This is a genomic window from Amycolatopsis sp. NPDC051373, assembly GCF_040689465.1.
In the GTDB taxonomy this organism is placed as follows: Bacteria; Actinomycetota; Actinomycetes; order Mycobacteriales; family Pseudonocardiaceae; genus Amycolatopsis.
This window is the reverse complement of the sequence record NZ_JBFBAE010000048.1, coordinates 1-26072: the sequence shown is the minus strand read 5'-3', so window position 1 is coordinate 26072 and position 26072 is coordinate 1. Positions and strand designations below refer to the sequence as shown.

Sequence of the window (26072 nt, the reverse complement as noted above, 5' to 3'; positions counted from 1 at the left end):
CGGTGCGTACCCGCCTGCTCGTCGTGCTGGTCGCGCTCGCGCTGCTCGTGGTGGCCGCGTTCGCCGTGCCGCTGCTGGCGAGTACGGCGGAGCAGCGCACGCAGCAGCTGGTGATCTCCCGCACCAGCGACGTCGACCGGTTCGGCGTGCTGGCTCAGCAGGCGGTCGACACGCACGACCCGGCGGCGCTCGACGCGGAGGCCGAGCGGTACTCGGAGCTCTACGGCGAGGCCGTGGTGGTGGTCGACGCGCAGCGCACCCCGCTGGTGCAGACGGGTGGGCTCACGGCCGCGGCGCCGGAGGTGCGCGCGCTCGTGGAGGCGACCATGCGCAACGAGCCGGCCCCGCGAGTCGAGCGGCTGAGCCCGTGGTCGGCCGGGCCGGTGCTGTTCGCACGTCCGGTGGGGTCGGGCACGCGGGTGGCCGGGGTGGTGGTGCTGCGCGCCTCCGTGGCCGTGGCGGCCGCCGACGTCGCCGCCCGCTGGAGCGCGATCGCCGCCGGGGCACTGCTCGTGGCAGCCGTGTTCGTGCTGCTGGCGGTGCTGCTCGCGCGGTGGATGGTGCGGCCGCTGGTCGAGCTGGAGACGGGCGTGCTGGCCGTCGCGGGCGGTCACCGCGCGCAGGTGCCGGAGAGCTCCGGGCCGCGCGAGCTGCGGTCGCTGGCGGCTTCGGTGAACCGCATGTCCGATGCCGTCGCCGAGGCTGCCGACCAGCAGCACCGGCTCGTCGCGGACACCTCCCACCAGCTGCGCAACCCGATGGCCGCGCTGCGGCTGCGCGTCGATTCGGTCGCCTCGGCCGAGGCCGGCCGGCCGGCGTACCGGGCGATCGTCGTGGAGGTCGAACGCCTCGAACGCATCCTCGACGGCCTGCTCGCCCTCGCCACCGCGGAGTCCACCGCCACCCGCATCGCCGCCGGCTCGGAAGACGAACCCGCCGACCTCGCCGCCGTGATCGCCGAACGCGTCGACGCCTGGCGTCCCGCCGCCGACGACGCCGGAGCCGCCCTGCTCCCCTGCCCCGGCCACGCCGAACCCGTGCTCGTGCACGCCCCTGAGGGTGAGCTCGCGCAGATCCTCGACGTGCTGCTCGACAACGCCGTCCACCACGCCGGCCGCGGCGCCACCATCTCGGCCGAGTGGGAGACGTCGCCGGACGCCGCCACCCTTGTCGTCACCGACGACGGCCCCGGCCTGCCGGACGCCGACCTCGCCCGCGCGACGGACCGCTTCTGGCGCGCCGGCGGCGACGGCGCACCTCGTGGTACGGGCCTCGGTCTCGCCATCGCGCGCGAGCAAACCCGCGCCCGCGGCGGCATGCTCGAACTGCGCGCCAACGCGCCGCACGGGCTGCAGGTCCGCGTGACACTGCCGGCGGTGACACCATGACGATCACGCGCCGCACCGCGTTGCTCGGCGGGCTCGGCCTCGCACTCGCCGGGTGCGCGCCCGCCTACCGCGGCCCCGAGCGGTCCGTCACGATCGCCGCCGGGGAGCAAGGCGGGTTCTACCTGGCGTTCGCGGAGGTGCTCGCGGCCGAGGTGAGCCGGGCGGAGCCGCGGTTGCACTGCGCGGCCGTGGCGACCGAGGCGAGCGTGGTGAACGTCGAGCGCGTGCGCGACGGCGGGGCCGACCTCGGGCTGGTCCTCGCGGACGTCGCGCAGTCGGCGCTCGCGGGCCAGGCGCCGTTTCCCGCGCCGGTGCCATTGCGGGCACTGGGCCGGGTGTACGAGAACTACCTGCAGCTCGTGGTGCGCGCGGACGATCGTCTCGCGCAGCTGCGGGATCTGGCGGGACGGCCGGTGTCCGTCGGCGCGGGCGGGTCGGGCGCCGCACAGCTGGGCGAACGAGTGTTCGCCGCGGCCGGCGTATCCGTGGTGGCGCGGCACCTGCCGCTGGCGGACGCCATCGCCGCGCTGGCGAGCCGTCGCATCGACGCGCTGCTGTGGTCGGGCGGCCTCCCCACTCCGGCGCTCGCCGAGCTCAACCGCACGACACCACTCGCGTTGCTGCCGCTCGCATCGGTGATCCCCGCGTTGCGGTCGATACACGGGCCGGTCTACGAACAGGTCCAGGTGCCCGCCGGCGCGTACGCGGGAGTCGGGGCGCCGGCGACGATCGGCGTGGCGAACCTGCTCGTCTGCGCCCCGGGTCTGCCCTCGGACGTCGCCGCGGCCGTGGTGCGGGTGCTCGCCGGGCGCGCGGCCGATCTGGTGCCGGCGCAGGCCGTGGGGACGCAGTTCCTCGACGTGCGCACGCTCATCGGCACCCAGCCCGTGCCGCTGCACCCCGGGGCCGCCGACACGTACCGGGCGCTCCACGGCTGATCGGCGCTCGCTAGATTGGTCGCGTGACCCCACCGCGCCGACCGCTGGTCGAGATGCCCTTGCGCGTGCGCTACCACGAGTGCGACGGCCAGGGGATCGTCTTCAACGCCCACTACCTCGCGTACGTGGACATGGCCTCCTTCGAGGTCGAGAAGGCGCTGTTCGGCTCGCACGAAGCGTTTCTGGCCACGGGGATCGACGTGGTGGTCGCGGAGTCGAACCTGCGCTACCGCGCGCCGTGCCGCTACGACGACGACCTCGTGGTCTCGGTGTTCCTCACACACCTCGGGACCACGTCGATGGTCTACGAGTCGGAGATCCGCCGCGCCGGCAAGCTCACCACCGAGGCGAAGATCCGCTACGTGTTCATCGACCCCGTCACCCTGCGCAAGACCGAGCCGCCCGCCGCCGTGCGCGACGTCTACGCGGCCCACCTGCCCGCACCCACCGCTCCCTGACGTTCCTGAGGTCCGGCCATGTTCCGCGTGCTCTTCTACCACCCCGAGATCCCGCCGAACACCGGCAACGCGATCCGCCTCGCCGCCAACACCGGCTGCGAGCTGCACCTGGTCGAGCCGCTGGGGTTCACGCTCGAGGACAAGCAGCTGCGCCGCGCCGGACTCGACTACCACGACCTCGCGCGCGTCCACGTGCACGCCGACCTCGCTGCGGCATGGCGAGCGTTGTTGCCGGCCAAGGTCTACGCGTTCAGCGCCAAGGCCACGCGCCTCTACACCGACGTGGCCTACGAACCCGGCGACGTGCTGCTGTTCGGCCCCGAGTCCGCAGGCCTGCCCGACGACGTGCAGCAGGCGACCGAGATCACCGACCGGGTGCGGCTGCCGATGGTGCCCACGAGCCGCTCGCTCAACCTGGCCAACACCGCGGCCATCACGATCTACGAAGCCTGGCGGCAGAACGGTTTCGGCCTGCCGCCAGGCTGAGTCGCCGGAAATTCCCCGCCTGCTACGGGAGTCTCTGGCCGATCAGCAACGCGGCCGCCGCGCCGATCATCAGCACCAGGGTGCCGATCACGACCCACGGCTTGCTCGCGTCGGCGTTCTTGAGCTCGTAACCGATCTGCTCGCCGAGGTCGGCGTAGACCTTCTTCAGCTCGTCGGCGCTGGCCGCCTTGTAGAAGTCTCCGCCGGACAGTCGCGCGATCTCCTTCAGGGAGTCGTCGTCCACCCGCACGTCCTGCGGCTTGCCCTCGATGTCGACCGAACCGTGCGTGGTGCCGAACGAGATGGACGAGATCGGCATCTGGGCCTGCTTCGCCGCCTGCGCCGCGGTGTACGCGCCGCGTGGGGCATAGAGATCCTCCGGCACGGTCTGCTTGCCGTCGCTCATCAGCACGATGCGCGCGGGCGGCGGGCCGTCGGCGCCGCCGACCACGGCCGAGAAGCTCTCGATCGACTGCATGGCCGCGAAAATGCCTTCACCGGTGGCCGTCGACTGCGCGAGCTTCAGGTTGTCGATCGCCTTCACCACGCCGGCGCGGTCGGTGGTCGGGTTGACCAGCACGGTCGCGGTGCCGGCGAAGGAGATCAGCCCGAGGTTCACGCCCGGGGTCATGTTCTCGGCGAACTGCTTGGCCGCGTCCTGCGCCGCCTTCAGCCGGTTGGGCGCGACGTCGGTGGCCTCCATCGACAGCGACACGTCGATCACCAGCACCACGGTGGCCCGGTTGCGCGGCACCTTCTGCTCCGCCGTCGGCCCGGCCAGCGCCACGGTGAGCACCAGCAGCGACAACACGATCAGCACCGCCGGCAGGTGCCTGATCCAGCCCTGCGTCTTCGGCGCGACCTTGTCGAGCAGCTCCAGGTTCGCGAACCGCATCACGCGCTTGCGCCGCGCCCGCTGGGCCAGCACGTACGCGACGGCCACGGCCGCCACCAGGATCAGCAGCAGGAACCACCACGGTGAAGTGAAGCCGCCGAGGCTCATGCGACACCGCCTGACCAGCGACGCTTGCGCGCGACCACGAACCGCACCATGTCGGCGATCCAGTCGGAGTCGGTGCGCAGCACCAGGTGCGCCGCACCCGCGCGGCGCAGCCCGGCCGCGACGTCCTGCCGGTGGGCGTGCGCCGCGGCGCCGAACTCCTTGCGCAGCAAGGCGGAAGCGTGCACTTCGCGCTGTTTCCCTGTCTCCGGGTCGGCCAGGACGACGGTGCCCACGTCGGGCAGGTCCACGTCGCGCGGGTCGAGGACTTCGATGGCGATGAGCTCGTGGTGCCCGCCGAGCGCGCGCAGCGGCCGCTGCCAGTCGGTGGGTCCCAGGAAGTCCGAGATCACCACGCCCAGGCCGCGCCTGCGGGGCGGACGGCGAAGCTGCTCCAGCGCGTCGGCGAGATCGCCGCGGACGCCCTCGGGCGCCCGCGGGGTCTCGGCCAGCCGCCGGATCAGGCCGCGCGCGTGGGCGAGCCCGCCGCGCGCGGGGATGCGGTTCACGCCCTGGCCGTTGGACACGAGCGCGCCGATGCGGTTGCCGCCTCCGCCCGTCAGGTGGGCGACGGCGGCCGTCGCGCACACAACCAGGTCGCGTTTCTCGCACAGCGCGGTGCCGAAGTCGAGGCTCGCGGACATGTCCGCGACCACCCACGTCTCCAGCTCGCGGTCGGCCACCGTCTCGCGGATGTGCGGCGTGGTCGTGCGGGCCGTGACGGCCCAGTCCATCCGCCGCACGTCGTCGCCCGGCTGGTACGGCCGCGCCTCACCCGGCTCCGAGCCGGGACCGGGCACGAGGCCGAGGTGGTTGCCCTGCAGCAGGCCGTCGAGCCGGCGGCGGACGTCGAGCTCCAGCGTGCGCAGCCCCGCCTCCAGGCGGTCGCCGCGCAGCACCGGGGGCGCCCACCCGGGACGCTGGTCCTTCTGCGCCTTCCCTGCCACGCCGACTACCTGACGGGCGCGCCCGCCGGCACCGGCCCGGTCCCGCCCTGCGGCCGGGCCGAGACCTGCGGCAGGGGCACCGTTTGCAGCACGCGGGTGATGATGTGGTCCACGGGCACGCCGTCGGCCAGCGCGTCGTAGGACAGGACGAGGCGGTGGCGCAGCACATCGGGCACCACGTCGACGACGTCCTGCGGCAGCACGTAGTCGCGGCCGCGCACCAGCGCGAGCGCGCGGGCGGCGGCGATGATGCCGAGGCTCGCGCGCGGCGACGCGCCGTAGGAGACCCAGCCCGCAACGTCGGCGAGGCCGTGGTCGTTGGGCGTGCGGGTGGTCAGCACGAGGCGCACCACGTAGTCGACCAGCGCGTGGTGCACGAACACCTGCGACGCGACGCCCTGCAGGCGCACGAGCTCGCTGGGGCTGAGCACCTCGTGGGGCACCGGCGGCGTGACGCCCATCCGGTAGATGATCTCGCGCTCTTCCTCGGCCGTGGGGTATTCGACCACGATCTTGAACAGGAAGCGGTCGCGCTGCGCCTCCGGCAGCGGGTACACGCCCTCGTTCTCGATCGGGTTCTGCGTGGCGAGCACGAGGAACGGGTCGGGCATCGGGAAGGTCTGGCCGCCGATCGACACGTGCCGCTCGGCCATCACCTCCAGCATCGCCGACTGCACCTTCGCGGGCGCGCGGTTGATCTCGTCGGCGAGGACGAAGTTGGCCACGACCGGGCCCAGCTCCACGTCGAAGCGCTCGGCACCCTGGCGGTAGATGCGCGTGCCGAGGATGTCGGCCGGCACGAGGTCGGGCGTGAACTGCACCCGGGAGAACGAGCCGCCGACCACCCGCGCGAAGGTCTCCACGGCCAGCGTCTTCGCGACCCCGGGCACGCCTTCCAGCAGCAGGTGCCCCTTCGCCAGCAGCCCGACGAGCACGCGCTCCACCAGCCGGTCCTGGCCGACGATGATGCGCTTGACCTCGAACACGGTGCGTTCCAGCAACTGGGCGTCCCGCGCCGGCGTGCCGGGCTGCTGCCCGTTCCCGCCCTCGGCGTAGCCGGGCTCGGTCACTCTGCCTCCTGTGGTTCTGCTTCCTCCGGGCTCGCCCGCCGACGGTACTGCTTCCCGGTGGTCGTAGTACGCGCGGCACGCTGGCCCGTCACGGTAGCCAAGCGCATCAGCGGTGTGACAGCTGTGAAGACGGTGTCAGCGATGTAGGCACAGGTCGCACGACGTGTCGTGATCGTCGCTTTTGACCGGTTCGGCCGGCGGTACGGGGCACCCGCAGCTCCTCCCCCGCCGCGTCGACGAGGGCAGTGCCGTCACGGTCGGCACCATCAGCCGGTCCACAGTGGACTCGCGGACGCTCGGCCGGTCCCCGGCGGCTTCCTCGGCACGCGATCAGCTCCGGTTTGTCCACACCAGACAGTCAGCGGGCGACATCGTGCCCTCGTCACCGCCCACGCTAGCGTCGTCCCATGACCGACCCCCTGCTGGCCGCCTACGACGCCGAGGTCCGCACCGCCGAGCTGACCACCCCGGAACCGGGCACGACTCTGGACCGCGACGCCCCGGTGACCCGCATCCTCGGCGCCCGGCGTGGTTTCGTGGTGGGCCCGCCGGACCTCGGCGTGACCGGCCCTTCGCTGGACGCGCTCATCGACCGCCAGGTCCGCTTCTTCGCCTCACGGGGTGAAGCTTTCGAATGGAAAACCCGCGCCTACGACCGTCCTGGCGACCTGCCCGACCGCTTGCTCGCCGCCGGTTTCGCACCGGAGGAAACGGAAACGGTCCTCATCGCCCCCGTTTCCGGGATTTCCCCCTCGGCCCCGCCCCCGGCCGACGTCACCATCCGCGAAGCCACCGGCGAGGCCGACCTGCGCCGCATCGCCCACCTCAGCGCCACCGTCTTCGGCAGCGACGAGGCCGCCGTCGTCCGCGACCTCCTCGCGCGCGCCCGCGAAGACAACGAGGGCACGACGGTCCACGTCGTCGCCGAATCCGCCGGCCGCCTCGTCTCCGCGGCCCGCCTGGAACTCGTCGGCGGCACCACTTTCGCCGGCCTCTGGGGCGGCGCCACCCTGCCGTCCTTCCGGGGCCGCGGCCTCTACCGCGCGCTCGTCGCCCACCGCGCCGCCACCGCCCGCACCCGCGGCGCGCGCTACCTCCAGGTCGACGCCCTCCCGCCGAGCCGCCCGATCCTCGAGCGCCTCGGCTTCACCGCCGTGACCACGACCACGCCGTACGTCTGGACGCCGGCCTAGGCGGGCCCACCTCGGCCTCGACCTCCGCGAGCCAGCCGAGGTACCAGCGGTCGAACGTCATCCGGCCGTGCCCGTCGGCCTGCGGCCCGATGCCACCGTCGGAGGCCTCGCCGTCGAACCACAGCGCGCCACGGTCGGGGCCGGTCACCACGAGGAGGTCGTAGTGGCCGCAGCCGCTGTGGCAGAGCGGCAGGGTGCCGTGGGTGTCGGCTTCGTCGCGAGCATCGAGCGAGCGGGTCAGCGCCGGCCGGAGCGGCCGAAACCCGGCAGCCCGTAGCCCGGGCCCGCCCCGCCGGCACCGACCTCGACGAGGAAGCTCCGGTACGGCTCGGGCAATGACGCGCCGAACTGCCCCTCGACAGCCTGGACGTCGCGTTCACTCAGCCGCGGGGCCAGCCGGAATCCGTGGGCGCTCGCGCCGGACCCCGAGCGCGCGCCCGACGCTTCGCCAGCCGCGCCAGTCGGTCGCGGACTCCGTCCCACGTCACGAGGGACGAACGTAGGACCTCAGCCGATCAACCGAGTCGCGTACGGCATGATCCCGCCGTACCGCACCGCGGTCACCCGCACGTACGAGCCGGACTGCGGGGCCTCCACCATCTGCCCGCCGCCGAGGTACAGGGCGACGTGGTGGATGCCGCCCGAGCCGCCCCAGAAGAGCATGTCGCCGCGGCGCATCTGGGAGAGGGGGACGCGGCGGCCGGAGGTGTACTGGTAGCCGCTGTAGTGCGGCAACGACCGCACGCCGGCGAAGGCGTAGATCATCAGGCCGGAGCAGTCGAAGCCGATCTTGCGGTAGTCGCCGTACATGTCGGCGACGCCGCCGTCGTGGATGCCGCGGGTGGGGCCGCTGCCGTTGCCGCCGCCCCAGGCGTACGGGCGGCCCAGCTGCGACAGCGCCCGGGCGATCACGGACTCGATCGACGAGCCCGCCGCGGGCGAAGGCCGGCCACCGCCGCCCGACGAGGGACGGCCGCCGCCACCCGAGGAACTCAGCGCCGCCTGGCGGGCACGTTCCTCGTCCTCGCGCTGCTTCTGCGCCACCCAGTCCTGGTAGCGCTGGCGCTGGCCCTGCAGGCCGTTGACCTTCGACTGCGCCGCGTAGAGCTGCTGCTCCACCGAGCTCTTGCTCGCCTGCAGCTGCTGGTTCTGCGATGCCTGGGACTGCTGCGCCTGCACGGCGTCGGCCTGGGCGGCGTCGGCGCCGCTCTTCGCCTGGCGCGCGGCCTCCTGCTTCTGCTGCGCGACGTCGAGGGCCTTGCGCGCGGCGGCGTCCTTGTTGGATTTGTCCGTCTGCGCCTGCTGGAGGCGGTCGAGCGCGTTGAGCCGCGAACCGCCGATGGAGTCGAGGATCTGGGCGCGGGCCAGCAGGTCCTTGGGGCTGTCGGAGGTCAGGTACGCCGAGATGGAGCCGACCGTGCTGCCCTGCTCGAAGCTGGCCGCCGCGAACTCCTTGAGGTCCTGGCGCGCCTTCTCGATCGCGCCCGCCGCGGCGTCGGCCTGCGTGCGCGCGGACTTCGCGGCGTCCTCGGCCTGGCTCGCGGCGTCCTGCGCCGACTGCAGATCGACCAGGGCCTTCATGGCCTGTTCCTGCTTCAGCTCGACGTCGTCCTGCAGCGAGCTGAGCTTCTGCTCGGCCTGCGCGAGCTGGTTGGTGAGCTTGCCGACCTCGCCGGCCTTCTCGTTGGCCGCGGCCTTCGAGGAGTTCAGCTCCGAGTCGCTCGGGTTGGGCGGGGGCGGCGGCACCGCCAGGCCCGTGCCCGCTGCTCCGAACAGGACCACGAGGGCGAAGGAGCCGACGGTGAGACCACGCCGCAAGACCCGCCCACGCCGGACCACCACGACCAGCCACCTCCCGCTCACCAGCGCCTGCCAGCAGTGATCACACCGCGTGCCACTGCAGTCACACCACTATCACAAGCCTCAGGCGGAACTCACACACCGTAGACACCAATTCCCCTCATCGGGGGACCCCTGACGTTCGGCGTGTCCGAATGGCCCAGCTCACTCCGCGTGCCGCCTTGAAGTTAATACAGGACAGGCGTACTGTTTGGGGCGACGGACGAGGTGTGCCATCCCGATTCCGGCCCTACGGTGGGGGTGCGCAAGACTCGGACGCGGTCTTCCCGAGGACCGCGAAACACACACCGAACTGACCCGGGGCCCGCACCCGCGACGGCGCGGGTCCCCGCCACTGGAGTTAGACGTGACTGCACCTGCCAGCAAGGACAGCTTCGGCGCCAAAGACACGCTGAAGGTCGGAGACAACTCGTACGAGGTCTTCCGCCTGAACAAGGTCGAGGGCGCCGAGCGCCTGCCCTACAGCCTGAAGATCCTGCTCGAGAACCTGCTGCGCACCGAGGACGGCGCGAACATCACCGCCGACCACATCCGCGCGCTCGGCAGCTGGGATCCCAGCGCCGACCCGTCCATCGAGATCCAGTTCACGCCCGCCCGCGTGATCATGCAGGACTTCACCGGCGTTCCTTGCGTCGTGGACCTCGCCACCATGCGCGAGGCCGTCACCGACCTCGGCGGCGACCCCGACAAGGTGAACCCGCTGGCGCCGGCCGAGCTGGTCATCGACCACTCCGTGATCATCGACGTGTTCGGCCGCGCCGACGCGTTCGAGCGCAACGTCGAGATCGAGTACGAGCGCAACCGCGAGCGCTACCAGTTCCTGCGCTGGGGCCAGGGCGCCTTCGACGAGTTCAAGGTCGTGCCGCCGGGCACCGGCATCGTGCACCAGGTCAACATCGAGCACCTCGCGCGCACGGTGATGGCCCGGGGCGGCCAGGCCTACCCCGACTCCTGCGTCGGCACCGACTCGCACACCACGATGGTCAACGGCCTGGGCGTGCTGGGCTGGGGCGTCGGCGGCATCGAGGCCGAGGCCGCCATGCTGGGCCAGCCCGTGTCGATGCTCATCCCGCGTGTGGTCGGCTTCAAGCTGACCGGCGAGATCCCGACCGGCGTGACCGCCACCGACGTGGTGCTCACCATCACCGAGATGCTGCGCAAGCACGGCGTGGTCAGCAAGTTCGTCGAGTTCTACGGCGAGGGTGTCGCCTCGGTGCCGCTGGCCAACCGCGCCACCATCGGCAACATGAGCCCCGAGTTCGGGTCGACCGCCGCGATCTTCCCGATCGACGACGAGACCATGCGCTACCTCAAGCTCACCGGCCGCTCGGCCGAGCAGGTCGCGCTCGTCGAGGCCTACGCCAAGGAGCAGGGCCTCTGGCACGATGCGTCCCACGAGCCGGTCTACTCCGAGTACATCGAGCTGGACCTCTCCACGGTCGTCCCGTCGATCGCCGGCCCGAAGCGCCCGCAGGACCGCATCGAGCTGTCCGACGCCAAGAACTCCTTCCGCAAGTCGGTGCACGACTACGTGGAGGAGCAGTACCCGGCGCCGCACACCAAGGTCGACGAGACCATCGAGGAGACCTTCCCGGCGAGCGACCCGGCTTCGCTGTCGTTCGCCGACGAAGACGCCGTGCCGGTGCAGTCGGCCGCCAACGGCGCCTCGGGCCGTCCGACCAAGCCGATCACGGTGAAGTCGGCCGAGCGCGGCGAGTTCGTGCTCGACCACGGCGCCGTGGTGATCGCCTCGATCACCTCATGCACCAACACCTCGAACCCGTCGGTGATGCTGGGCGCGGCGCTGCTCGCCCGCAACGCGGTGGACAAGGGCCTCGCGGTCAAGCCGTGGGTCAAGACGTCGATGGCACCGGGCTCGCAGGTCGTCACCGACTACTACAACAAGGCCGGCCTGTGGCCGTACCTGGAGAAGCTGGGCTACCACCTGGTCGGCTACGGCTGCACCACCTGCATCGGCAACTCCGGCCCGCTGTCGGACGAGATCTCGGCCGCGATCCAGGAGAACGACCTCACCGCCGTCTCGGTGCTCTCGGGCAACCGGAACTTCGAAGGCCGCATCAACCCCGACGTGAAGATGAACTACCTCGCGTCGCCGCCGCTGGTCATCGCCTACGCCCTGGCCGGCACGATGGACTTCGACTTCGAGAACCAGCCGCTGGGCCAGGACACCGACGGCAACGACGTCTTCTTGAAGGACATCTGGCCGACGCCGCAGGAGATCCAGGAGACCATCGACTCCTCGATCACGCAGGAGATGTTCGCCAAGGACTACGCCGACGTCTTCGACGGCGGCGAGCGCTGGAAGGCCCTGCCCACCCCCGAGGGCAAGACCTTCGAGTGGGACGCCGAGTCCACCTACGTCCGCAAGCCCCCGTACTTCGAGGGCATGCAGGCCGAGCCGGCGCCGGTCACCGACATCTCCGGCGCGCGCGTGCTGGCGAAGCTGGGCGACTCGGTCACCACCGACCACATCTCCCCCGCCGGTGCGATCAAGGCCGACACCCCGGCCGGCAAGTACCTGAGCGAGCACGGCATCGAGCGCAAGGACTTCAACTCCTACGGCTCGCGCCGCGGCAACCACGAGGTCATGATCCGCGGCACCTTCGCGAACATCCGGCTGCGCAACCAGCTGCTGGACGACGTGCAGGGCGGCTACACCCGCGACTTCACCCAGGACGGCGCCCCGCAGGCGTTCATCTACGACGCGGCCCAGAACTACGCGGCGCAGGGCACCCCGCTGGTCGTGCTGGGCGGCAAGGAGTACGGCTCGGGCTCGTCGCGTGACTGGGCGGCCAAGGGCACCTCGCTGCTGGGCGTGCGCGCGGTGATCACCGAGTCGTTCGAGCGCATCCACCGCTCGAACCTCATCGGCATGGGCGTGATCCCGCTGCAGTTCCCGGCCGGTGAGTCGGCCGCGTCGCTGAAGCTGGACGGCACGGAGACGTTCGACATCTCCGGCATCACCCAGCTCAACGACGGTGAGACCCCGCGCACGGTGCACGTCACCGCCACCAAGGCCGACGGCACCACGGTCGAGTTCGACGCCGACGTCCGCATCGACACCCCGGGCGAGGCCGACTACTACCGCAACGGCGGCATCCTGCAGTACGTGCTGCGCAAGATGACCAACGCCTGATCCACAGGGAACGACGCGCGAAGGCCGCTCCGGAATCTTCCGGAGCGGCCTTCGCCGTTTCACCAGCCGACCGCTGCGCCTCAGCGGACCACGGCACCCGTTTTCGGATCGAGCTTCAGCGGCTTCGCGCTCGGGTGCGAGAAGTCGAACATCCCGGTCAGGGGCGCGGCCAGGGCGTCGAACGAGCCGTCGCCGATGCGGCCGAGGCGCCAGTTGTCCTCGATGAACCGCAGCACCGACGTCTGGTCGGTCATGGTGTGGTCGACGTGGTTCGCCCGGCTGTAGGGCGAGATCACCAGCAGCGGCAGGCGTGGGCCGTAGCCGCAGCGGTCGGCGTAGCCGCCGAGGCGTACCGGGTGCGAGGTGCACACCGGCGAGTCCTGGGCGGAGTCGTGCGAGCCGTTCACGATCTTCGCGGGCACGTGGTCGTACCAGCCGTCGGAGTCGTCGTAGGCGAGCACGATCGCGGTGTCGCGCCAGTGCGGCGAGGACTGGATGCGGTTGATCTCCGAGACCACGAACGCCTGCTCGTCAATCGGGTCGGAGTAGCCGGCGTGACCGTCCTGGTAGGACGGTGCCTTGAGGAAGCTGACCGCGGGCATGGTGCCGGCGCGCAGCGCGTCGTCGAAGTCGCTCACGTCGTACTGGTGGTTGGCCTGGTCGGTCTGGCCCACGGCGTGGAGCGAGCTCGGCGGCAGGTGCTTCGCATTGGCGGTCGACTCGTAGTACTGGAACGGCTCGTGGTGCGGGCTGTAGTCCACGGCGGCCTGCCCGCCGACGTTCGGGTGCTGGGTGCCGCAGACCGCGTATCCGCCGGCCGCGCCGGTGGGCTTGAAGCCGCCCTCGAACCAGCCCCACGTGACGTGCTTGGCGTTGAGCAGGTCACCGACGTTGCGGCCCTGGAAGGCACCGAGGTTGTCGGTCGCGGTGTGGTTCTTGTCGGAGCAGTCGTCGAAAGCCGGGTCGGGGTCGGTGATCATCGTGCCGACGCCGTGCTCGTCGGGTGAGGCGGCGGTGTTCGGGTCGACCTTCGGCTCGCCCGTGACCGAGTCCACGGGCTGCAGGCCGTGGGTCTGGCCGGAGATCAGGTTGATCGCGCCGGGGCTGGACGGGCCGAAAACGGCGTCGAACGAGTTGTCATTGAGCGCGTAGTGCTGGGCGTAGTTCCACATCGCGGTGACGGTGTTGCCGTCGAAGTAGTCCATCACCAGGCCGGGCTCACCGAACAGCACGGGCTGGCCCGTGCACTTGTCCTTCTCGGTGTTCTCGACGAACTTGTCCATCTTCCCGCCGTTGAAGGCGGCCTGTTCCTTGTTGTAGTCGTGGGCCTGGTCGCACGTCAGCGCCTGGTCGGGGCCGAGACGTTTCGGGTTGTAGGAGTTGGGGTTGTCCGTGAGCAGCCTGTGGTCCAACCCGTTGACCTTCGGCGTGTGCGGTAAAGCGTGGAACGGGGTGCCGTTCTCGTTGGTGGCGTCCGGGTAGGTGCCGAAGTAGTGGTCGAACGAGATGTTCTCGCCGAAGATCACCACGACGTGCTTGATCGGTGACGTCGTCGGGAAACTCGCCGCGTCCACAGCCTTGTCCGGCACCGCCGGCGACGCGGCGCTGCTCGCACACGCCGCCGCCATCAGCACGGCCGTGCCCAGCGCCCCGGCCGCCAGCGCGGTCCTTCTCCTGCTCCTGCCCACGACCTGCCCCTTCCCGCTCATCCCAGCAACGTCCGGCCGTAGTGGTCGGCCGGATCCGTCACGCCGGGGAGCAGGTAGAAGTACCCGCCCCCGAACGGCGAGACGTAGTCCGTGAGCGGCTCGCCTTCGAGCCGCTTCTGCACCGCCTCGAACTGGCTTTCGAGGTCACGCTGGTAGCAGGTGAACACCAGGCCCATGTCGAGGTTGCCGTTGGTGTCCACCCCGCGGTCGTAGTTCACCGCGCGCCGCAGGATCCGCTCGCCGTCGGTCCGCGGGGTGCGCGGGTTGGCGAGGCGGATGTGGCTGGTCAGCGGGATCACGGTGCCGACGGGGTCTTCCGCGTAGCGCGGCACGTCGAGTTCGCCGGCGCCGTCGAGCGGCGCGCCGGTGTCGCGGCGCCGGCCGATCATGTTCTCCTGCTCCGACAGCGATACCCGGTCCCAGAACTCCACGAGCATCCGGATGAGCCGCACGACCTGGTAGCTGCCGCCGTCGTCCGTCCACACCAGACGGTCCAGTTCGGACGGCTGGGGGTTGGCGGTGCCGTCCTTGAACCCCAGGAGGTTGCGGGGTGTGCCGGCCGGGCGCGGCGGTGAGGTGAAGCCGTCGATCTTCCAGCGCACTTGCATGCCGCCGCGCGTGGCCCGGGTGAGGTCGCGCAGGGCGTGCAGCACGGTGTCGGGCTCGGCCGCGGTGAGGACCAGGCTCAGGTCGCCGTGGCACCATCGCGGGTCGAGGGCGTCGTCGGGGAACACCGGCATCGGCTTGAGCTTGGCCGGCTTGCGGGCGGCGAGGCCGTAGCGGTCGTCGAACAGCGACGAGCCCACGCCCACCAGCACCGCCAGCTCCCCCGCCGGCACCTCGGGCCCGAGCACGCCGGAGTCGGCGGGCGGGCCGGTGATCCCCAGCGCGGCCGGTGCGCCGCCCGCGGTGAGGAACGCGGCGCGACCGGTCAGCTCGCGCAGCAGGTCGGTCAGCTCGTGGCGGTTCTCCGCCACCACGTCGAACGCCGCGACGATCGAATGCCGCGCAGGCTCGGCGAGTACGGCAGCCTGGCGCGGTCCGTGGAACGGCACCGGCCCGGTCGCCGACGCACTCCCGGCAAGGCCCACGAGCCCCGCTCCGGCTCCGGCGGCCGCGGCCCCGCGCAAGAACGCACGCCGCCCGAACGTCACGAGATCCTCCTCGGTTCCGCGATCGCCGCGATCGGCGCGAGGCGCTCGGTGAGCTCGGCGACGTCGGCGTTGATCTTCTCGCGCCGGGCCTGCGTCAGGTTCGCCAGAGACGTGCCTGGTGCCGAGTGCAGATCGCGTTCGGTGCGATCGAGCCACGCGTCGAGGTCCGCCAGCCCCGGGAAGCGGGTGACGAGCAACGGCCGCAGCACGTCGAGCACGGCGCGCGTGCCGGTGATGTTGGCCTGGGCCGTGGCGAGTGTGCTCCCGCTGCCGTAGTCGGTGCGGCCGGTGAGCTCGAACTGCAGCGTGTTTTCCATGATCTCGTGGGCGCGCAGGCCGAGGTCGTTCTGGTCGACCTGCGCGTCGCCGAACGCCGCGCGCAGCTGCCGCACATCCGTGTCGAGCTGTCTGGCCACCGGCTCCAGCGCGGCCGGATCCTCGTTGTGCCACAAGCCGTTCTCGAGACGGTGGAACCCGGTGAACCCCGGATCCGCCGCGCCGCCGGCCAGGCCCGCCGTGATGCCGTTGACGGCCGCGTCGGCGTCGCCGAAAGCGTCGTAGGCCGCGCCGAGCCGTTCGTAGGTCAGGTGTGCGCGGAGCCAGGCCCGTTCGCTCGCCTCGCGGTCTCCACTGTGGACGGCGTTGTCGAGCGCGGCCGTCTGCCCGGCCAGTGTAGTGAGCCCTTCGGCCACATACCGGTGGTACTTCTCCAGCGGTTCCAGCAGGTCGGCGTTGGTCACGGGCACGACCGCGGGCCCGGGCCGCTGCGCGCCGCCGCTCACGCGGACCGCCGGCCCGACGAACGGAGTGCCGTCCTCCGGCGCGCACCGCAGCGCGTACGCGCCGTCGGCCAAGTTCACCGGCAGAGCTCGCGTGGTGCCGGACCCCACGCCCTCCAGCTCGCCGAACACGGTGCCGGTGCCGGGATCGACGACTTCGACCTCCATGGTCACCGCGCCGGTGTTGCGCACCTGTAGCGTCTGCGGGCCCGGGGGCGGCGCCACCCAGCCCGCACCGCACCCCGACCGCGACACCACGATCGGCCCGGCCTCGGCATCCGGTCCGGCCGGGTCGACGACGACCACCACGACGCCGGCGGCGACCACGACCAGACCGGCCACCGCCGCCCAGCGCCACCGCCGCACCGGCAACTCCCCTCAGGTGAACTTCTGGCGAACACTTTCACGTATCCGCACACACCTGACAAGAGCTCTGCCCCGTTATGCCCGTTTTTGGGGCGCGGTCTGTCCTACGCCGTCACCTTCGCGACAACACGAACACCGGCAACGGCCGCCCGGCCGCGACGCGTTCCATCTCGTAGCCCGGCCAGAACGCGAGCAGCTCGGACCACATGCGGTCGTACTCCGCACCTTCCAGCTCCCGGGCCTTGACCTCCACGACCCGCGCGCGGATCCCGACCGTCGCTTTGGGATCCGCGCGCAGGTTGTAGGTCCAAGCCGGGTTGTTCGGCCGGCCCCAGTTCGAGCCCGTGAGCACGAAGTCGTCGCCGTGCGGGAAGTACAGCAGGTTCGTGCTGCGCGGCAGCCCGCTCTTGCGCCCGGTCGTGGTCAGCCGCAGCGACGGCAGGCCCGCGATGCCGACCAGGCTCACCCGCCCCCCGAAGAAGCGGTGCAGCTTCTGGTCGGTCCAGATGATGCCGCGCGACAGCGTCATCACGAAGGGCCGGGTACCGAGCTTGCGAGCGAAGGGCTCGAGGGGGTTACGCACGCACAGATCTTGCCAAACTCACCCCGAACCGGTCCTGGGAGTCCGTCCACCAGCGCTCGACGGCGAACCCGGCAGCGGCCAGCTCCGCCTCGACGCCCGTGCGGCGGAACTTCGCCGAGATCTCTGTGCGGATGTGCTCGCCCGCGGCGAAGTGCACCTGCAGGTCTGCACCCGGGATGTCGACGGTGACCTCGCGACGCGCGCGCAGCCACATCTCGATCCACTCGTCCTCGGCGTTCCAGTGCGAAACGTGCTCGAAGGTGTCGAGGTCGAAGTTCGCCCCCAGCCGGGAGTTGATGACCCGGAGCACGTTGCCGTTGAAGGCGGCGGTGACTCCGGCCGCGTCGTCGTAGGCGCGCTCCAGCGTTTCGCGGTCCTTCACGAGGTCGGTGCCCAGCAGGAGCCACTCGCCCTCGTCGAGCACGTCGCGCACCGAGCGCAGGAACACGGCGCGCTCGTCGGGCAGGAAGTTGCCGATCGTCCCGCCGAGGAACGCCACCACGCGTGGCGAGGTGCCCGGCAGCAGGTTCAGGTGCTGGGTGAAGTCGCCGACGACGCCGCGCACCTCCAATTTCGGGTAGTCCGCGGCGATCGCTTCGGCGGCTTCGGCCAGCGCCGACTCCGAGACGTCCAGGGGCACGAACGACTCGAGCGTGCCGTGCTCGGTCAACGCGTCGAGCAGCAGCCTCGTCTTCTCGCTGGACCCGGAACCCAGCTCGACGAGCGTGTGCGCGTCGGTGAGCCGAGCGACGTCACCGGCCCGCCCGGCGAGCACCTCGCGCTCGCTGCGGGTCGGGTAGTACTCGGGCAGCTCGGTGATCTTCTCGAACAGCTCGCTGCCCTCGGCGTCGTAGAACCACTTGGGCGGCAACCACTTCTGCTCCGCCGTCAGGCCCGCTCGCACGTCCGCGCGAAGCTCGCCCGCGACGTCGCGGCGATGGCTTTCGAGATCCACTTCCGTCATGAGGTGGTGCTCCGATCCAGGGTCAGAGGAAGAAGTTCGACGCCGGCTGCGGTGACGCGCACGGCGTGGCGATCGGGAACGGGGGTCCAGGCCGGGTCCGGGTCACACGGCTCGGACGCCAGCACCACACCGCCGGTCACGGACCGCACCGACAGCGAGTGCGTCCACGTGGTGCCGATCAGCGTGGCGCCGTCGGTCAGCAGGAAGTTCAGCCGCGAACCCGGGGCCGCGGCCTCGACCTCGGCGATCAGGTCGGTGACCGCGGCCAGCGGGTCGGCTCCGTCCCGAAGCCGGGCGCGCAGCAGCGCCCACAGCAGCGCCGCGTCGGTCGGCGCCTCGAGCGTGAGCAGCTCGGTGACGTCGAGGGACTTCGCCAGCCCGGCCATCGAACCGGGCCAGCCGCGGACCACGCCGTTGTGGCTGAACAGCCACCGCCCGTCGGTGAACGGCGCCGCGGCCGCCTCGGTCACCGGCATTCCGGTGGTGCCGTTGCGGACCGCGGCGACGAACGCGGTGGTCGAGACCGAGGCGGCCAGCGCGGGCAGCGTCTGGTCCGTCCACAGTGGAGACTCGCGCCGGTAGCGCTGCGGCGCGCCTCCGGACTCGGGGTACCAGCCGAGGCCGAAACCATCGGCGTTGACCGAGCCGCCGCCGCGCATGTCGAGCGGCGCGTACGACTGCACGAGCAGCGCGTGGGGCGCAGCGAACACGAGTTCTGCGGGCGAGATCGGCGCGCCGAGGTACGCGAGGTGCCGGCACATGCCGTTCAGCTCACCTCGCCGGGCCGGGCGTCACGGGCGCAGCGGAAGCCGGAGAAGATCTGCCGCCGGATCGGGTAGTCCCAATTGCGGAACGTGCCGCGGATCGCCGCCGAGTCCGTGCCGAACGAACCCCCGCGCAGCACCTTGTACTCCGGGCCGAAGAACACCTCCGAGTACTCCCGGTACGGGAACGCCGCGAACCCCGGGTAGCCGTGGAGGTCGGTGCTCGTCCACTCCCACACGTCGCCGATCAGCTGGTACACGCCCAGCGGCGACGCCCCGGCCGGGTACGCCCCGGCCTCGGCCGCGCGCAGGTGGCGCTGCCCGAGGTTGGCGTGCTCGGCCGTCGGTTCCTCGTCGCCCCAGGGGAAGCGCCGCGAACGGCCCGTCGCCGGGTCGTGGCGCGCGGCCTTCTCCCACTCCGCCTCGGTGGGCAGCCGCTTGCCCGCCCACGCGGCGTACGCCTCGGCCTCGTAGTACGACACGTGCACCACGGGCTCGTTCACGGGCACCGGCTCGTGGACACCGAACCGCGTGCGCCACCAGCCACCCGGCTCGCGGTGCCAGAAGCGCGGCGCCGTGATGTCGTGCTCTTGGCGATACGCCCAGCCGGGCTCGCTCCAGAACCGCCGCTCGTCGTAGCCACCGGACTCGAGGAACTCGACGTAGGCCCCACACGTGACCGCGCCGGTGTCGAGGAAATACGCCGGCACGTCGATCTCGTGGGCCGGGCGCTCGTTGTCCAGCGCCCACGGCTCGGCCGTGGTGCCCATGGTGAAGCGGCCGGCCGGCACGAAGACCTCGGCGGGCAGCCGGCCCGCCCGCGCGGGCGGCGGCTCCGGCGCGTGCAGCACCGGCTCGCCCTTGCGCAGCTGGTGAGTGGCCAGCATGGTCTCGTCGTGCTGCTGCTCGTGCTGGGTGATCATGCCGAACGCGAACGCGCTCTCGGTGAGCCGGCTGCCCTCCAGCGGCGCGGTCTCCAGAACGTCGAACGCCTTCTCACGGACTTCGCGCACGTAGGCGCGGGCCTCGGCCGGGCCGAGCAGCGGCAGGGCCGGCCGGTCGGCGCGCGCGTGCTGGAACGCGTCGTAGAGGTCGTCGATGTCCGGGCGCAGCGGCTCGCGCCCGCCCACGTCGCGGACCAGCCACAGCTCTTCCTGGCTGCCGATGTGCGCGAGGTCCCAGACCAGCGGCGACATCAGCTTCGAGTGCTGGCGGACCAGGTCCTCGTCGTCGACGGCGTCGGTGAGGACGACGCTGCGCGCCCGTGCCCGGGTGAGGGACTCGGCCGCGTGGGCCCGCAGGTTCTGCGGGCTCAGCTCCAGCAGCGGGTTGTGCTCCGGGGTAACGCTCATCGCTCCTGACTCCTCGATCCGTTCACGCGTGTGCGCACGCTCTCGGTGATCTCCGTGATGGTTGCGGCCGGCAGGCCCGTGGCGGGCAGCTCGGCGATGCCGAGCTCCACGAGCTTGCGCGCGACGGCGGCGATGGCGTCGTCGGCAAGGCCCCGGGTCGCGGCGTCGACCCAGCGGCCCGCCACCGGCGCGCACAACCGGCGCACCTCGTCCACTGTGGACGGGCTGGCGAGCAGGGCCCAGACGAGGGCGACCGGGGGCAGCCACTCGCCGGGCGGCTGGGCGTCGAGGTACCGGATTTCCAGGTACCCGTGGGGCCGCACCGGGGTGAACATCGTGGTGAGGTGGTAGTCGAGGTCCTCCGCCGTCGGGCGGCGCAGCACCCCGGCCGCACCGCGGCCGTCGATCCAGTCGGCGAACGTGAGCCCGTCCGGCGCGTCCCACGGCCGCTCGCCGCGGGGCAGCACCATCAACGGCGTGTCCATCATCCGCCGGCCCCAGTCGGCGGCGGGGTCTGGACCGGGCTCGGCCGAATGGGTCCGAACCGGTTCGGTCTTGAGCACCGCGAGCCAGCGCGCGGACTCGAGGCCCGTGTCGCGACCGGCGTGCACCCGGGAATTGGCGAACGCGGCGAGCAGTGGCGGCCCCATCACGTGGGCCGCCTCCCAGCGCGCCGCGACCTGGTCGGCTTCTCCCGTGTCCACGCAGATCTGCAGCCCGGCGGTGCTGCACATCATGGTGATCCCGCCTTCGCCGATCGGCTCGAACCGGCGCTCCATCGCGGCGTAGCGAGGAGTGCGCAGGGCGCGCCGGGGCCGGCGGTGGGCGTCGATGCCCGACTCGCCGAGCACGAGTCCGTGCCGGGCCAGCAGGCTGACGAGATGGGAGAGGTCGGCCGAGACGGCTGCGAGCAGATCTGGCAGCGAGGCCTGAGGAAGAGCGGAGATCTCCACCTGGCACCCGGGCTCGAGGCTCACGGGAGAGCCTGCCGGGAGCGGGGTGGCCGGACTGTCGGGGCGCAGTGTCCGCGGGGTGTGCGGGCCGAGCGCCGTGGCCAGGACATCGGGATCGAGCGGGCGGGCCGGGTCCTCGGTGTGGTGCACCGTGAACTCGAGTTCCACGCCCAGCAGTCTCGGTGGGCCGTGCTTGAAACACACCGAGGCGACGTACGCCTCCCCGGCCGCGCGGTCCGAAAGCACCCGTGCGGTCAGGTTCGACGCACTTCCGGACTTCTCCGGAAAATCGTGCACCGCAGTCATCGTTCGCCGTCCGAGTCAAGGAGGTCCGCGGGGTGGGACCTCTCGCCTTCGGACGCTACACGGAGGGTCCGACAAAATCAGGTGCCCGCGAACGCGTGCGAGATCCACAAGAATCTCGTAAGGACTCCTGACCTGGGCGTTTGTCCTGAAGTTCCGCCGCGCTGCTCCGTCCGGATGATCAGGGCAGGGCAGGTTCGGTGCCCAATCCGAGCTCCGCGGCCGCGGACTGCACGGCCCCGATCACGAGATGCAACGCCGGGCGCCGGATCTCGGTGCGCCGGTAGGCGATCGACACCGTGCGCAGCAGCGGCGTCGTCAGCGTGACCACGTCTATGCCCGGCGGCCGCAGCAGCCGCAGCCCGAGGTCGGACACGAGCGTGACCCCCAGGCCGGCGCCCACCATGGCCATGGCCGTGGACTGCTCCTCGACCTCGTGGTTGATCTTCGGCGAGAAGCCGTGGCGGTGGCACGCCATGCGCATCGCGCGGCCGAAGTGCGACTTCGGGCTCGCGAGAATCCACGGGTGCTCGGCCAGCTCGTCGAGCGACACCGAACCGGCGGGGAACGCGCCCGCCGGCACCGCCGCGTGCAGCCGTTCGATGGCCACCACCGCGCGTTCCAGCCCGTTGTCCCACCTCGTCGGCGCGTCGGAGTAGTCGATCACGAACGACAGGTCGAGCGTGCCGTCGCGCACCGCCTCCGCGGTGTCCTCGGGGGCCAGCTCCCGCGTCTTCAGCTGGATCCCGGGATACTCGGCGGCGAGCGCGGTGAGCGCCGAGGGCAGCAATCCGGACGCGACCGAAGCCCACACCCCGGCGATGAGGCGCGCCGACATCGAGCCCTGCGCTTCCTCCAGCGCCAGCGTCGCGCGCTCGACCGAGCCCAGGATCTCCTCGGCGTGCTCGGTGAGCAGCACGCCGAGCTCGGTGAGCTGCACGCGCCGGCCCAGTCGTTCGAACAACTTCGCGCCCACGTCCCGTTCGAGCTGCGCCAGCTGCTGCGACACGGCCGAAGCCGTGTAGTGCAGCGACACCGCGGCAGCGGTGACCGTCCCCCGGCGCCGCAGCTCCCGGAGCATCCGCAGGCGGTGCAACGAAAGCTCCATGCAGAAACCCTAAACAACTTCGTGCAGCTTCGTTAACTGGACGCGAAGGCGGTCGCGACCGCACCCTCGAAAGCGGCGGTCGAGCAGGGCCGCCCCCGACTCTTGGAGGTGAGTGGCTCGATGCTTCCGCAGAACGCCGAACCGTTGATGAGGCTGACGTGGACCGACCCCGTCACCGGCGCGCACGGCTACCTGGTCGTGCACAGCCTGGTGTCCGGCGTCGCCACGGGCGGCACGCGGATGCGGGCGGGCTGCACGATGGGCGAGGTCGAGGACCTCGCCCGCGGGATGGCGAACAAGACGGCCACGTTCAACCTCCCCGTCGGCGGTGCCAAGGGCGGCATCGACTTCGACCCCAAGGACCCACGGGCGTTCGGCGTGCTCACGCGGTTCTGCGAGTTCCTGCGCCCGTGGCTCGACGCCAGCTGGGTGACCGCCGAGGACCTCGGCGTGCCGCAGCACCTCATCGACTCCGTGTTCGAGAAGCTCGGGCTGCAGCAGTCCTACCACGCCGCGTTCCACCGTTCGGCCGATCCCGAGCGCACGCTGCGGCGCGTGCAGGCCGGGCTCAACGCGCCCGTGCCCGGCGGTCTGCTGCTGGGTGACGTGATCGGCGGCTACGGCGTGGCGCAGGCCTGCCTGGGCGCCGCCTCGGCGTGGGGCTGGGACGCGGCCGAAACGACCGTCGCGATCCAGGGCATCGGCACCATGGGCGGCGGCGCCGCGTGGTACCTGCACGAAGCCGGCGTGAAGGTCGTCGCCGTGGCCGACGCGGCGGGCACGCTGTACGACCCCGAGGGTCTCGACGTGCCGGCGCTGCTCGACCTGCGCGACCGCTTCGGCGAGGTGGACCGCTCGCGGCTGCCCGAAGGCGTCCGCACCCTGCCGCGCGAGGCGGTCGTGGCGACCGACGCCGACATCCTCGTGCCGGCCGCGATCTCCTACGCGCTGCGCGTGGACAACGAGAACCTCGTGAAGGCCAAAGTCGTGGTGGAGGCCGCGAACGCGGCGACGACGTCCGAAGCCGAGGCTTCGCTGTCCGCACGGGGTGTCGCGGTGATCCCGGACTTCGTCGCGAACGCGGGGGCCGCCGCGTGGGCGTGGTGGCTGCTGCTCGGCGAGGTGGGCGCCGACCCGGCCGACTCGTTCCTTCGCCTGCGCACGGAGATGCAGGCGAAGGTGGCGCTGCTGCTGGCCGAGTGGAACCTCGATCGCGTGCCGCCGCGCGTGACCGGCCTGCAGCTGGCCGAGACCACCCGCGCCGCGCGGGCGGTGGAGGCACAGGCGAACGAGGGTGCGCCTGCCCTTCTCATCCCGTAGCAGGCCGCAGCCCCTCGAGACCGGGGTCGCGCGGTGCCCCGAGACGGGGCGGGGCACCGCGCGGAACTTCCCGGTGTTCCAGACCTTCGGGGAGCTCAGGACCGGGCGAACCGGTCGAGCACGCCGACGAGGACCTCGCTGAGCGAGCCGGTGGCCGTGGTGTGCCCGGAGTCGCCGACGAGCCGGAGCTGCGCGCCCGGCAGCGCCCGTTCCAGCAGCCACGGCGTGCCGGCCAGGTTGCCGAGGTCGAGCGAGCCCTGGACCAGCGCCGCCGGGATCCCCGCGAGCCGGTCGGCGTCGCGCAGGATGGCGCCGTCCTCGCTGAAGCAGCCGTTGGCGAAGTAGTGCGTGACGAGCCGCGCGAACGCCAGCCGGTAGGCGGGGTCGGTGAACCGCGACGCCGCCGGTTCGATCGAGAGCATCGCGTCTTCCCACTCGCACCAGCGCCGGGCGGCGGCTTCGTGGACGGCGGGGTCGGGATTTATCAGCAGGCGGTGGTACGCCCCGGCCAGATCACCGTCGCGCTCGGCCTCCGGTACGCCGGCGCGGAACTTCGCGAACGCCGTCGGGAACACCGCGCCGAGCCCGCGCGTGAGCAGGTCCAGCTCGGCCTGCCGGTCGGTGGCCAAGCCGAGGAGCACGAGCTCGCTGACGCGCTCCGGGTGGCGTTCGGCGTACAGCAGCGAGAGCGCCGACCCCCAGGACCCGCCGAACAGGAGCCAGGTGCCGATGCCGAGCGTCGTCCGCAGCAGTTCCATGTCGGCGAGCAGGTGCGGGGTGGTGTTGGCCGAGAGGTCGGCGACGGGTTCGCCCGCGTGCGGTGTGCTGCGCCCGCAGCCGCGCTGGTCGAACAGCACCACACGGTAGCGATCGGGGTCGAAGAACCGCCGGTGCGCCGGCAGGCAGCCGCTGCCGGGCCCGCCGTGCACGACGAGGGCGGGTTTTCCGGCGGGGTTGCCGCACTCCTCCCAGTACACGGCGTGGCCGTCGCCGACGTCGAGCATTCCGGTGCGGTACGGGGTGGTCTCGGGGTGCAGTCCAGGCACGGCACGTCCTTTTCGACGGAGCCTTCCGGCGGGTCAGAGCAGGTCCGCGGCCAGCTCCCGCAGCGCACGGCACAGCTGGGCGGGCGTGGCGGGGCCGAGGTGGATCACGGCGTCGGCGCCGGAGCCGGCGGTGTGGCTGAGGTAGCGGCCCCAGTCGGTATCGGCGTAGTGCAGGGGTTCGGCCGCGCACAGGCGGCGGCCGACTTCGTCGCGGCGGGCGACGTACAGCTCGCCGCTGCCGTGGACCGGGCGCTGCACCAGGCTGACGACGTCGGCCAGCTCGGGTTCGAGCGGGTACGCGTCCTCGCCGCGGTGCGCGGCGTCCGCGAGGTCGGAGACGCGGACCGAACGCGGGACGCCGCCACCGGCCCCGACGACCGGGAGCTGCTCCACGAGCGTCTCGACCAGCAGCTGCCGGTCGATCTCCTGCACGCCCACGTGCTCGCCGTCGGACACGGCGAGCACCGCCTGCAGCCCGCTCGCGGCGACGAGCACGCCATAGGTGCGCCCGCCCGTGGCGACCCAGCCGTAGTACTCCTCCGCCGGCCGCGACAGCAGCGGCAGCCAGTCGAGGAACTCGACGGTGGCGCGGCCGCGCCGGTCGACGAGGCCGGCCACGGCGAGCGCGTCGTCGATCCGCTTGGCGGCCTCCTCGCGTTCGAGGTCCGACAGCCACACCGGTTCGGGGCGCAGCGTCACGTGCAACGAGCCGACCTGCTCGCGCTCGGCGAGCGCCGCGAGTGCCTCCAGCGGCACGTCGACCCGTCCGGCCACCGCCGTCACTCGCCGATGACCGGCGGGATCGTCCGCTGGTCGGTGCCGAAGAGGGCGTCCGGGTCGGGTTCGACGAGGAAGTCGGGACGGCGGTGCTCGGCGTCCTCCTCTTCTTCCCCGCGGCGGCCTGCGGCGCCCGCGGGTCCCATCGCCGTCCCACGGCTCCCGGCGGCGCCCCGCGCGGCAGCGGCTTCTTCGGCCGCGACGGCGTTCAGACCACCGAAGCCGGACCGCGCACTGGCACCGCCACGCAGCGCGCGGCCTTCTGCCGCGCCTGCTTCGCCCCCCGTGCCGCCGGCGGGCCCGGGGGGGGGCCCGGCCGCGCCGCCCGCGGGGGGGCCCCCGCTGACGCCGGGCGGGCCGGGCGGCGGGGGCTGGGCGGGGGGGGGGGGGGGGGGGG

25 protein-coding genes are annotated in these 26072 nt (G+C 72.0%); 7 read left to right on the top strand and 18 right to left on the bottom strand.

The genetic code is table 11. The features are described from left to right. The first annotated feature begins 2 nt into the window (after positions 1–2). The 4 genes from AB0383_RS48155 to AB0383_RS48140 are packed head-to-tail and all read left to right on the top strand — an operon-like array spanning position 3 to position 3270. Positions 3–1388: a HAMP domain-containing sensor histidine kinase gene (locus AB0383_RS48155; protein WP_366191257.1), complete on the top strand. Its 1386-nt coding sequence runs from the start codon at positions 3–5 to the stop codon at positions 1386–1388. After that, complete coding sequence (locus AB0383_RS48150; protein WP_366191255.1) at positions 1385–2326, top strand: TAXI family TRAP transporter solute-binding subunit; 942 nt, start codon at positions 1385–1387, stop codon at positions 2324–2326. The genes AB0383_RS48155 and AB0383_RS48150 overlap by 4 nt, the downstream gene beginning before the upstream one ends. Before the next feature lie 23 nt (positions 2327–2349). Then, positions 2350–2784 (top strand): thioesterase family protein, encoded by a 435-nt coding sequence (locus AB0383_RS48145; protein WP_364189742.1) that lies wholly within the window; start codon positions 2350–2352, stop codon positions 2782–2784. Positions 2785–2802: 18 nt separating this feature from the next. Continuing rightward, positions 2803–3270 carry a tRNA (cytidine(34)-2'-O)-methyltransferase gene (locus tag AB0383_RS48140; protein ID WP_366191252.1) on the top strand — a complete coding sequence of 156 codons (468 nt, stop codon included), beginning with the start codon at positions 2803–2805 and terminating at the stop codon, positions 3268–3270. Between the two features lie 22 nt (positions 3271–3292). Here AB0383_RS48140 and AB0383_RS48135 read toward each other — a convergent pair whose 3' ends face one another. From AB0383_RS48135 to AB0383_RS48125, 3 genes are read right to left on the bottom strand one after another with little or no spacing between them, the layout of a single operon-like run. Continuing rightward, positions 3293–4273, bottom strand: a complete 981-nt coding sequence (locus AB0383_RS48135) for a VWA domain-containing protein (protein WP_364189748.1) — start codon at positions 4271–4273, stop codon at positions 3293–3295. Next, a complete protein-coding gene (locus AB0383_RS48130; RefSeq protein WP_354884708.1) occupies positions 4270–5217 on the bottom strand; it encodes a DUF58 domain-containing protein in 948 nt (315 codons plus the stop codon). The genes AB0383_RS48135 and AB0383_RS48130 overlap by 4 nt, the downstream gene beginning before the upstream one ends. Positions 5218–5222: 5 nt before the next feature. Beyond that, complete coding sequence (locus tag AB0383_RS48125; RefSeq protein WP_220240834.1) at positions 5223–6287, bottom strand: MoxR family ATPase; 1065 nt, start codon at positions 6285–6287, stop codon at positions 5223–5225. A gap of 407 nt (positions 6288–6694) precedes the next feature. Here AB0383_RS48125 and AB0383_RS48120 point away from each other — a divergent pair, with 407 nt between their 5' ends. Continuing rightward, positions 6695–7480 (top strand): GNAT family N-acetyltransferase, encoded by a 786-nt coding sequence (locus AB0383_RS48120; RefSeq protein ID WP_366191249.1) that lies wholly within the window; start codon positions 6695–6697, stop codon positions 7478–7480. Here AB0383_RS48120 and AB0383_RS48115 read toward each other — a convergent pair. The 3 genes from AB0383_RS48115 to AB0383_RS48105 all read right to left on the bottom strand — a co-directional run bounded on the left by AB0383_RS48115 (position 7434) and on the right by AB0383_RS48105 (position 9319). Then, positions 7434–7628, bottom strand: coding sequence for a hypothetical protein (locus AB0383_RS48115; protein ID WP_366191247.1), 195 nt, complete (start codon positions 7626–7628; stop codon positions 7434–7436). The genes AB0383_RS48120 and AB0383_RS48115 overlap by 47 nt on opposite strands. Positions 7629–7717: 89 nt before the next feature. Then, the gene (locus AB0383_RS48110) at positions 7718–7963 is read right to left on the bottom strand and encodes a hypothetical protein (RefSeq protein ID WP_366191245.1); all 246 of its coding nucleotides are present in this window, start codon (positions 7961–7963) and stop codon (positions 7718–7720) included. A gap of 24 nt (positions 7964–7987) precedes the next feature. Then, positions 7988–9319, bottom strand: coding sequence for an NlpC/P60 family protein (locus AB0383_RS48105; protein WP_366191268.1), 1332 nt, complete (start codon positions 9317–9319; stop codon positions 7988–7990). A gap of 367 nt (positions 9320–9686) precedes the next feature. Between AB0383_RS48105 and acnA the strand changes: the two genes are divergently transcribed. After that, positions 9687–12497, top strand: a complete 2811-nt coding sequence (gene acnA / locus AB0383_RS48100) for an aconitate hydratase AcnA (protein WP_366191243.1) — start codon at positions 9687–9689, stop codon at positions 12495–12497. 80 nt (positions 12498–12577) lie between these two features. Here acnA and AB0383_RS48095 read toward each other — a convergent pair whose 3' ends face one another. The 9 genes from AB0383_RS48095 to AB0383_RS48055 form a co-directional block, all read right to left on the bottom strand. Continuing rightward, positions 12578–14206: an alkaline phosphatase family protein gene (locus tag AB0383_RS48095; protein ID WP_366191241.1), complete on the bottom strand. Its 1629-nt coding sequence runs from the start codon at positions 14204–14206 to the stop codon at positions 12578–12580. After that, positions 14203–15360, bottom strand: a complete 1158-nt coding sequence (locus AB0383_RS48090; RefSeq protein WP_366191239.1) for a Dyp-type peroxidase — start codon at positions 15358–15360, stop codon at positions 14203–14205. Before AB0383_RS48090 ends, AB0383_RS48095 begins: the two co-directional genes overlap by 4 nt. Then, positions 15357–16505: an EfeM/EfeO family lipoprotein gene (locus tag AB0383_RS48085; RefSeq protein WP_364189770.1), complete on the bottom strand. Its 1149-nt coding sequence runs from the start codon at positions 16503–16505 to the stop codon at positions 15357–15359. The genes AB0383_RS48090 and AB0383_RS48085 overlap by 4 nt, the downstream gene beginning before the upstream one ends. A 112-nt stretch (positions 16506–16617) precedes the next feature. After that, a complete protein-coding gene (locus AB0383_RS48080; RefSeq protein ID WP_364048815.1) occupies positions 16618–17088 on the bottom strand; it encodes a nitroreductase family deazaflavin-dependent oxidoreductase in 471 nt (156 codons plus the stop codon). Then, on the bottom strand, positions 17081–18052 hold the full coding sequence (egtD, locus tag AB0383_RS48075; protein ID WP_364189772.1) for an L-histidine N(alpha)-methyltransferase: 972 nt from the start codon (positions 18050–18052) through the stop codon (positions 17081–17083). The genes AB0383_RS48080 and egtD overlap by 8 nt, the downstream gene beginning before the upstream one ends. Beyond that, complete coding sequence (gene egtC, locus AB0383_RS48070; protein WP_366191236.1) at positions 18049–18813, bottom strand: ergothioneine biosynthesis protein EgtC; 765 nt, start codon at positions 18811–18813, stop codon at positions 18049–18051. Before egtC ends, egtD begins: the two co-directional genes overlap by 4 nt. Before the next feature lie 5 nt (positions 18814–18818). Then, positions 18819–20168 (bottom strand): ergothioneine biosynthesis protein EgtB, encoded by a 1350-nt coding sequence (gene egtB, locus AB0383_RS48065; protein ID WP_366191234.1) that lies wholly within the window; start codon positions 20166–20168, stop codon positions 18819–18821. After that, positions 20165–21427 (bottom strand): glutamate-cysteine ligase family protein, encoded by a 1263-nt coding sequence (locus AB0383_RS48060; RefSeq protein ID WP_364189781.1) that lies wholly within the window; start codon positions 21425–21427, stop codon positions 20165–20167. The genes egtB and AB0383_RS48060 overlap by 4 nt, the downstream gene beginning before the upstream one ends. A 178-nt stretch (positions 21428–21605) precedes the next feature. Then, positions 21606–22532, bottom strand: a complete 927-nt coding sequence (locus tag AB0383_RS48055; RefSeq protein ID WP_364189783.1) for a LysR family transcriptional regulator — start codon at positions 22530–22532, stop codon at positions 21606–21608. 120 nt (positions 22533–22652) lie between these two features. On the opposite strand from AB0383_RS48055, the gene AB0383_RS48050 reads away from it, so the two are divergent. Continuing rightward, a complete protein-coding gene (locus AB0383_RS48050) occupies positions 22653–23852 on the top strand; it encodes a Glu/Leu/Phe/Val dehydrogenase dimerization domain-containing protein (RefSeq protein WP_366191231.1) in 1200 nt (399 codons plus the stop codon). Positions 23853–23947: 95 nt separating this feature from the next. Here AB0383_RS48050 and pip read toward each other — a convergent pair whose 3' ends face one another. The 3 genes from pip to AB0383_RS48035 are packed head-to-tail and all read right to left on the bottom strand — an operon-like array spanning position 23948 to position 25821. Next, positions 23948–24889, bottom strand: a complete 942-nt coding sequence (gene pip, locus AB0383_RS48045; protein ID WP_366191266.1) for a prolyl aminopeptidase — start codon at positions 24887–24889, stop codon at positions 23948–23950. A gap of 42 nt (positions 24890–24931) precedes the next feature. Next, complete coding sequence (locus tag AB0383_RS48040; RefSeq protein WP_364189788.1) at positions 24932–25681, bottom strand: ESX secretion-associated protein EspG; 750 nt, start codon at positions 25679–25681, stop codon at positions 24932–24934. Further along, complete coding sequence (locus AB0383_RS48035; RefSeq protein WP_366191228.1) at positions 25678–25821, bottom strand: hypothetical protein; 144 nt, start codon at positions 25819–25821, stop codon at positions 25678–25680. Before AB0383_RS48035 ends, AB0383_RS48040 begins: the two co-directional genes overlap by 4 nt. Between the last annotated feature and the right edge of the window lie 251 nt (positions 25822–26072).

Bases quoted from the DNA above. Each gene is read 5' to 3' on its own strand.
- AB0383_RS48150 (WP_366191255.1), top strand. From the start codon at position 1,385: ATGACGATCACGCGCCGCACCGCGTTGCTCGGCGGGCTCGGCCTCGCA.
- AB0383_RS48140 (WP_366191252.1), top strand. From the start codon at position 2,803: ATGTTCCGCGTGCTCTTCTACCACCCCGAGATCCCGCCGAACACCGGC.
- AB0383_RS48135 (WP_364189748.1), bottom strand. From the start codon at position 4,273: ATGAGCCTCGGCGGCTTCACTTCACCGTGGTGGTTCCTGCTGCTGATC.
- AB0383_RS48120 (WP_366191249.1), top strand. From the start codon at position 6,695: ATGACCGACCCCCTGCTGGCCGCCTACGACGCCGAGGTCCGCACCGCC.
- AB0383_RS48095 (WP_366191241.1), bottom strand. From the start codon at position 14,206: ATGAGCGGGAAGGGGCAGGTCGTGGGCAGGAGCAGGAGAAGGACCGCG.
- egtD (WP_364189772.1), bottom strand. From the start codon at position 18,052: ATGACGGAAGTGGATCTCGAAAGCCATCGCCGCGACGTCGCGGGCGAG.
- egtC (WP_366191236.1), bottom strand. From the start codon at position 18,813: ATGTGCCGGCACCTCGCGTACCTCGGCGCGCCGATCTCGCCCGCAGAA.
- egtB (WP_366191234.1), bottom strand. From the start codon at position 20,168: ATGAGCGTTACCCCGGAGCACAACCCGCTGCTGGAGCTGAGCCCGCAG.
- AB0383_RS48060 (WP_364189781.1), bottom strand. From the start codon at position 21,427: ATGACTGCGGTGCACGATTTTCCGGAGAAGTCCGGAAGTGCGTCGAAC.
- AB0383_RS48055 (WP_364189783.1), bottom strand. From the start codon at position 22,532: ATGGAGCTTTCGTTGCACCGCCTGCGGATGCTCCGGGAGCTGCGGCGC.
- AB0383_RS48050 (WP_366191231.1), top strand. From the start codon at position 22,653: ATGCTTCCGCAGAACGCCGAACCGTTGATGAGGCTGACGTGGACCGAC.
- AB0383_RS48035 (WP_366191228.1), bottom strand. From the start codon at position 25,821: ATGGGACCCGCGGGCGCCGCAGGCCGCCGCGGGGAAGAAGAGGAGGAC.